General features: G+C 61.0%; 6 protein-coding genes. All 6 read right to left on the bottom strand.

Going from position 1 to position 6,260, the window contains the following annotated elements:
* Nucleotides 1-721: hypothetical protein (locus ACLP2E_RS21200; RefSeq protein WP_442467038.1), on the bottom strand; the 721-nt coding region annotated here is incomplete at its 3' end.
* Between the two features lie 65 nt (nt 722-786).
* Nucleotides 787-1,875 (bottom strand): phosphate ABC transporter substrate-binding protein PstS, encoded by a 1,089-nt coding sequence (pstS, locus tag ACLP2E_RS21195; RefSeq protein ID WP_442467037.1) that lies wholly within the window; start codon nt 1,873-1,875, stop codon nt 787-789.
* Nucleotides 1,876-1,928: 53 nt separating this feature from the next.
* Entirely contained in the window at nt 1,929-2,747 is an 819-nt protein-coding gene (gene pstB / locus ACLP2E_RS21190; RefSeq protein WP_442462632.1) for a phosphate ABC transporter ATP-binding protein PstB, read from the bottom strand.
* An 11-nt stretch (nt 2,748-2,758) separates the two neighbouring features.
* A complete protein-coding gene (pstA, locus tag ACLP2E_RS21185; protein ID WP_442467036.1) occupies nt 2,759-3,670 on the bottom strand; it encodes a phosphate ABC transporter permease PstA in 912 nt (303 codons plus the stop codon).
* 5 nt (nt 3,671-3,675) lie between these two features.
* Complete coding sequence (gene pstC, locus ACLP2E_RS21180) at nt 3,676-4,644, bottom strand: phosphate ABC transporter permease subunit PstC (protein WP_442467035.1); 969 nt, start codon at nt 4,642-4,644, stop codon at nt 3,676-3,678.
* Between the two features lie 85 nt (nt 4,645-4,729).
* Nucleotides 4,730-5,758 (bottom strand): phosphate ABC transporter substrate-binding protein PstS, encoded by a 1,029-nt coding sequence (pstS, locus tag ACLP2E_RS21175; protein WP_442467034.1) that lies wholly within the window; start codon nt 5,756-5,758, stop codon nt 4,730-4,732.
* Nucleotides 5,759-6,260 lie beyond the last annotated feature (502 nt).

Raw genomic sequence — 6,260 nt, 5'->3', positions numbered from 1 at the left:
GATGCCGTCGGGAGGGGGCATCCACTCCATCAGGAATGGATGTTTCGCCGGCGGATTTTTTGACCGATTCCGCCTTCGCCAGAAACGCCTTGTTCGCTTGACACTCCAGGAATTCGGAAAAGGCGCGGGTTAGGCCGGGCATTTTCAATTTCATCAAAATATTGCGCTTGCTGGATTTCTTGAACACCGACGAGGGGTTGAAAAACGCCCGGGCGTTTTTCTCGGTCAGGACGAAGGGCGGGCAGTTTTCGCGGGCGAGCATGTAGGACATAATCAGCGCGCCAGTGCGGTGATTTCCCTCGATGAACAATTGCGGTTCGCTCAGGATGCGGATGAACACGCCTGCGGCGCGACGCCAGACGTTCTTGCCGGGGTTGCGATGGACCCAATCGACGATGTCGCCGATGCCGCCATCGGGTTGGTCATAGAAACGGGCTTCGGTCGCTTCGATCAGCGGACGATTGCATGCCGGCTCGGAACCGGCGGGCCCGCAGAGTACGACAGCGTTCAATTCTAGCCAATAATGCAGGTTTCCCATGGCGAATAAGTCGACGCCATCTTTGAGAAGGCGATTGACCATCGCATAGCCTGCAAGCAAGTTGCGGACGACCTCGTCGTCGAGCGCGTCGCGGCGTTCGAACAGACTCAGGTTGATCTCGGGGAATACTTTTTGCAGCTTTCGAAACGACGATTCGATCGCTTGGAGATTGAGTGCGGCCACATTGTTCTCCAGGCCTTTCGCCTCGGTTCATCCTTGGCGACTAACCTATGGCTAGCGAATTCGCGTCAATTATCGGTGGCTGGCGAGAGAGAGCCCGAATCCGAATTGATTTGAGCCACGGCCGTCTTGCCAAGCTCGGCGACGGCGCCGGGCAGCGGGATATAGCCGAGATCCAGCGCATTTTTCTGTCCTTCGCCGAGCGCATAAAGGACAAAAGACTTCAAGGCGCGCGTCTGTTCCGTCTGATAGCGCCGGTGAAGCAGGAGCCAGCTATAAGTGACGATGGGATAAGCTTCGCGGCCACGCGGATTGACGATCGTCGCGCCGAGCCCGTCCAGATTGCCGCTCGCCGAACCGGCAATCGCGGCAGCGCCGGCTTCCGGCGACGGAGCCACCAGAACGCCCTCCTTGTTGCCGAGGGCCGCGACTTTCAAGCCGAGGCGGCGGGCAAATCCATATTCGACATAGCCAATCGAATCGTCGGCGATCTTTATCCGCGAGGCGACCCCCTCGTTGCCCCGCGCGATCATCGCGCCTTGGGGCCAGGCGATCACCGTTCCGTAGCCGCGCCCCTCGTCGGCCCAGTTTCTGCTGGCCGCCGTCAGATGGATGGTGAAGGCATAGGTGGTGCCGCTCGCATCCTGGCGCACGACCACAGCGATATTGCGCGACGGAAGCTTCAGGTCCGGGTTGGCGGCGCGGATTCGAGGATCGTCCCAGGTCTTGATCTTGCCGAGGAAAATGTCGGCGTAGACGTCCTGCGGCAATTTCAGTTCGCCGGTCACGCCGGGCAGATTATAGGCGAGGACGACCATGCCGGCCGTGGTCGGAACCTGAACCACGCCGCCCGCGATCTTGTCTGCCTTTTCCGCCGGCAGATACACGTCGCTGGCGCCGAAATCGACCGCGCCAGAAGCGAAGCGCGAGACGCCCTCGCCCGAGCCGACGGCGGCGTAATTCAGGATCACGGATTCATGCGAACGCACGTATTCGCCAATCCATTTCTCATAGAGCGGCGCCGCCAAAGTGGAGCCCGCGCCCTTGAGTTCGATCCCATCGGCCAAGACCGGAACGCAGCCCGCCGAGGCGGCGATGCACAATGCGCCCGCAAGCGTCGCCGCCAACCGGGCCGTCAGCTTTCTCGGCAGAAGCATGTCGCGATCCTCGAAATCCTGAATTGCGCGTTCCTCGACGATCTGATCCCGGATCAGCTGAATTCGCCGCTGATATATTGCTTGGTCAACTGCTCCTTCGGCGCGTCGAAGATTTGAGCGGTCGGGCCGGCCTCGACGAGGTGGCCGGTGCGGCCGCCCTGCGAAATGTCGACGGAGAAGAACGCCGTGATGTCGGCGACGCGGCGCGCCTGCTGCATGTTATGGGTGACGAGGGCGATGGTGTAGTCGTTCTTGAGTTCCAGCATCAACTCCTCGACGCGCCTTGTGGCGATCGGGTCGAGCGCCGAGCAGGGCTCGTCCATCAGCAGGACCGACGGCTGGGTGGCGACGGCGCGCGCGATGCACAGGCGCTGCTGCTGGCCGCCGGACAACGACAAGCCGCTGGCCTTCAGCTTGTCCTTGACTTCGTCCCACAAAGCCGCGCGAGTGAGCGCATGCTGCACCCGCTCCTCGACATTGCCCTTGAAGCGGTTGAGCTTCAGGCCAAACGCGACATTGTCGAAAATGCTCATCGAGAACGGATTCGGCTGCTGGAACACCATGCCGATATGGCGGCGAACGACGACCGGATCGATGCCTTTGGCGTAAATGTCCTGGCCGAGGAAATTGACCTTGCCGTCGAGCCTGAAGCCCTTGATCAGGTCGTTCATGCGATTGAGGCTGCGCAGCACTGTGCTCTTGCCGCAGCCCGAAGGTCCGATGAAGCCGGTGATCTTGCCTTTTTCAATTGCGATATTGCTGTCCCTGACGGCAAGGAACTTGCCGTAGTAGATCTTGTCGACGCGACAGTCGATGGCGGTCTCGGAGGCGCCGCTCGCCAGCGGTTTTTCGAGTACAGCTGCGTTGCTCATGGAACCTCTCCTCAAACCTGCGGGCGGCCGATGAATCGGCTGAGAATGTTAAAGCTGAGGACGATCATCACCAGCACCAGAGACGCCGCCCAGGCGAGTTCGATCTGGTTGTCGAACGGCATGCTCGAAAAATTATAGATCAGGATCGACAGCGACGCCGTCGGTTCTGTGATGTTGCGCAGCCAGTAATTGCTGAACAGGGCCGTGAATAGCAGCGGCGCGGATTCGCCGGCGACGCGCGCCACTGCGAGGATGACGCCAGTGACGATGCTCGGCAACGCCGTCGGCAACGTCACGCTCCACACCACCTGCGTGTTCGTGCAGCCCATGCCGATGGCCGCGTCCTTCATTCGCTGCGGCACCATCTGCATGGCGCCCTCGGCGGTCAGTGTGATGGTTGGAATCATCAGCACCGCCAGCGCGACGCCGCCGGCCAGCGCCGAATAGGAGCCCATCAGCAGCACCACCGCCGCATAGACGAACACGCCTGCGAGGATCGACGGGAAGCCGGTCAGCACTTTCGCCAGGAAGCGGGCGACCGAGGAAATCTGGCTGTGCGGGCGCAATTCAGCGAGATAGATCGCGGCGAAAATGGCGATCGGAATGCTGATGAGAGATGCTATGGCGACGGTGACCAAAGTGCCCTGGATGGCGTTGCCGATGCCGCCGCCCATTTCGAAACCGGCCGGCGGCAATTCGGTGAACAGTTCGCCGCTGAGTCGCGCGCCGCCCTTCACGATCAGCATGTAAAGCACGGAGAACAGGGGAACCGCGCCGAGGGCCGCTACCAGCCAGACCGCGATGGTCAGGATCAGGTTCCAGAGCGCTCTCGGCTCGAAGGAATTGTACCCCAGGCTCGGTTTTCCGCCCGAACCCGAAGGAATGGCCTGATTTGGCGGCGCGGGGGACGCTTCAAAAGTCATCGTCGTCATGCCTTCGCCATCTTTCGTGAGGTCCAGACCAGGATCATCGTGCCGAGCACGTTCACCACCAGAGTGATCGCCAGCAGCACCAGCGCCGCATACATCAGCGCCTGCCGCTCGACCGCGCCGGCTTCGGGAAAGTTCGAAGCCAGCAACGCCGCGAGCGTCGTGGCGGGAGAAAACAGCGACAGCGAGACCTGGTTGGCGTTGCCAATCAGCATGGCCAGCGCCATGGTTTCGCCGAGCGCGCGGCCGAAGCCCAGCACCAAAGCCGAGGAAATGCCCCCGGAAGCCGTCGGGAGAATGACTTTCAGAATGGCTTCCCAGCGCGTCGTGCCCAGTCCATAGGCCGCTTCCTTGACCTTGTAGGGCACGAGGCCGACCGCGTCCTGCGAGATCGCGGCGACCGTCGGCAGGATCATGATCGACAGCACGATGACCGCGGGCAGCATGCCCGGACCGCTGAGCGAGGTGCTGAACAAGGGGATGAACCCAAAGGTGTCATGAAGCCAATCGGCCGCCGGGCGGACGAAGGGGATCACCACGAAAATGCCCCACAGGCCGAACACGACCGAGGGGATCGCCGCGAGCATTTCGATCAGTGTGCGGAAAACCGTGGCGACGCTGTGTGGCAGAAAATCCTGGGTCAGGAAGATGGCGATGCAGACGCCGATGAACCCGCCGATCAGCAGCGCGAGGAGCGAGCTGTAAAGCGTGCCCCAGATCTGCGGCAGGATGCCGAAGGAGGCGTTCTGCACGTCCCACTGGGTGTTGACCAGGAAGGAGGCGCCGCTCTTGCTGATCGCCGGCAACGCCTGGCCGCCGATCTCCCAAAGAATATAGGCGACGAGCAGGATGATCGCCGAAGCCCCGGCGGCGGCCAGGAAGAAGAATGTGCGGTCCACGGCATAGGCCAGGGCCGAAGGCGCCTGCGAAACCGACTTGCTGTCCGGCAAAACCAACTGGTGCGCCACGGGCGACCTCGCTTGATTATATTAGCCAACTCGCCGCAATTTAGCGCCGCTCCGCAACCGGAGCGGCGTCGATAAGGGACGAAATTTACTGGATTTTCGTCGAAGCGGCGAGGACCTTTTCCGACACGGTGGCCGGGAACGGGATGTAGCCCATGCTGTCGGCGATCTTCTGACCGTCGGTCAGGCCATAGGCGACCAGCTTACGAAGAATCTCGGCCTTGGCGGGATCCTGCTTTTCATAGAACAGCATCCACGTGAAGGAGACGATCGGATAGGCCTCGGCCTCCTCCGGGTCTTCAACCCAGGCGATCAAATTTTCGGGAAGCTTGGCGCTCGCAAGAGCCATCGCTCCGCTCTCGCCGCCAGCCTTCACATAATTGCCGGACTTGTTCTGGAGCAGCACCGTGTCAGCCTTGGTCAGCTTGGCGTAGCCGTATTCGATATAGCCGATAGCGCCGGGGGTCTGTTTGATGGTCGCTGTGACGCCGTCGTTCTTCGGGGCGGCGACGATCTTGTCACTCTGCGGCCACTGGACGTTGGTGCCGAAGCCGACCTTTGCCTTGAACTCGGGGCTGATCGCGGCGAGATGCTTGGTGAAGACGAAAGTCGTGCCGCTCGAATCCGAACGACGGACCACGGTGATCGGCAGATCGGGCAGTTTGATGTCGGGGTTGGCGGCGGCGATGCGCGGATCGTTCCAGCGGGCGATCTTGCCGAGAAAAATGTCGGGATAGACGTCGCGCGGCAGCTTCAGATTCTGCGGCTTGCCGGGAAGGTTGTAAGCGAGGACGATTTCGCCGGCGGTCATAGGCAGCAGGACGACGCCGTCCGCTACCTTGGCGATTTCCTCCGGGGTCATGGCGGCGTCGCTCGCGGCGAAATCGACCGTCTTGTTGATCAGATCCTGAATGCCCGCGCCGGAACCTTTGGCCTGGTAATCGACCGTGGCTCCGGCGGTCTTCTTGCTGAAGTCCTTGAACCAGGCTGAATAGAGCGGGAAGGGGAAGCTCGCGCCCGAGCCGATCAGGCGGAGATCGGCCGCAGGCGCCGGCAAGATTTGACTGGCCATGGCAAACATGGCGGCGATAATCATGGTCAATTTGCGCTTCATCATTTTCGCTTCCAAGCATCGAGGGGGAAGAAATTAATTCTTCTGCCGTCTTGGCAGAGAACGTGCATTTTCCTCGGTGGCGTCGGCGGCCAAGCCGGCGAACGCACAGGCCCATCGCACAGCCTTGGCGGGCGGCGCGGCTAAATTCGATCATTCGATCCTGTCTCAGGTTAGGAACTCTACATGACGTTGCCATGACAAACGACGTACGCGTTTGCGGCGCCGCACAATGAAACGGAAAGCAAGTGGACGGATGAAAATCGCGGGTTCCAGGCGGAGAACTCGCGTCGCTACCGTTCAACTTGCGTCGTTTGTCGATCGCGAGGGTCCATCAAAGGCCGACGGCTGCGATAGTCGATAACCAGAGTGTCAAGAGCGCGGAAAAAAGCTGCTATGGACGCGACCGGTTATGAAGCCGAGAAAGGGTCAGGCGCATCAAGCAACGGGCTATCGGCTTCGACACTTTGGGATGTTTCGCGTTTCGATCACTGTAACGGATCTCAAT

The sequence above is a fragment of the Rhodoblastus sp. genome (assembly GCF_052145335.1).
Taxonomy (GTDB): Bacteria; Pseudomonadota; Alphaproteobacteria; order Rhizobiales; family Beijerinckiaceae; genus Rhodoblastus.
This window is presented reverse-complemented; position numbering and strand designations above follow the sequence as displayed.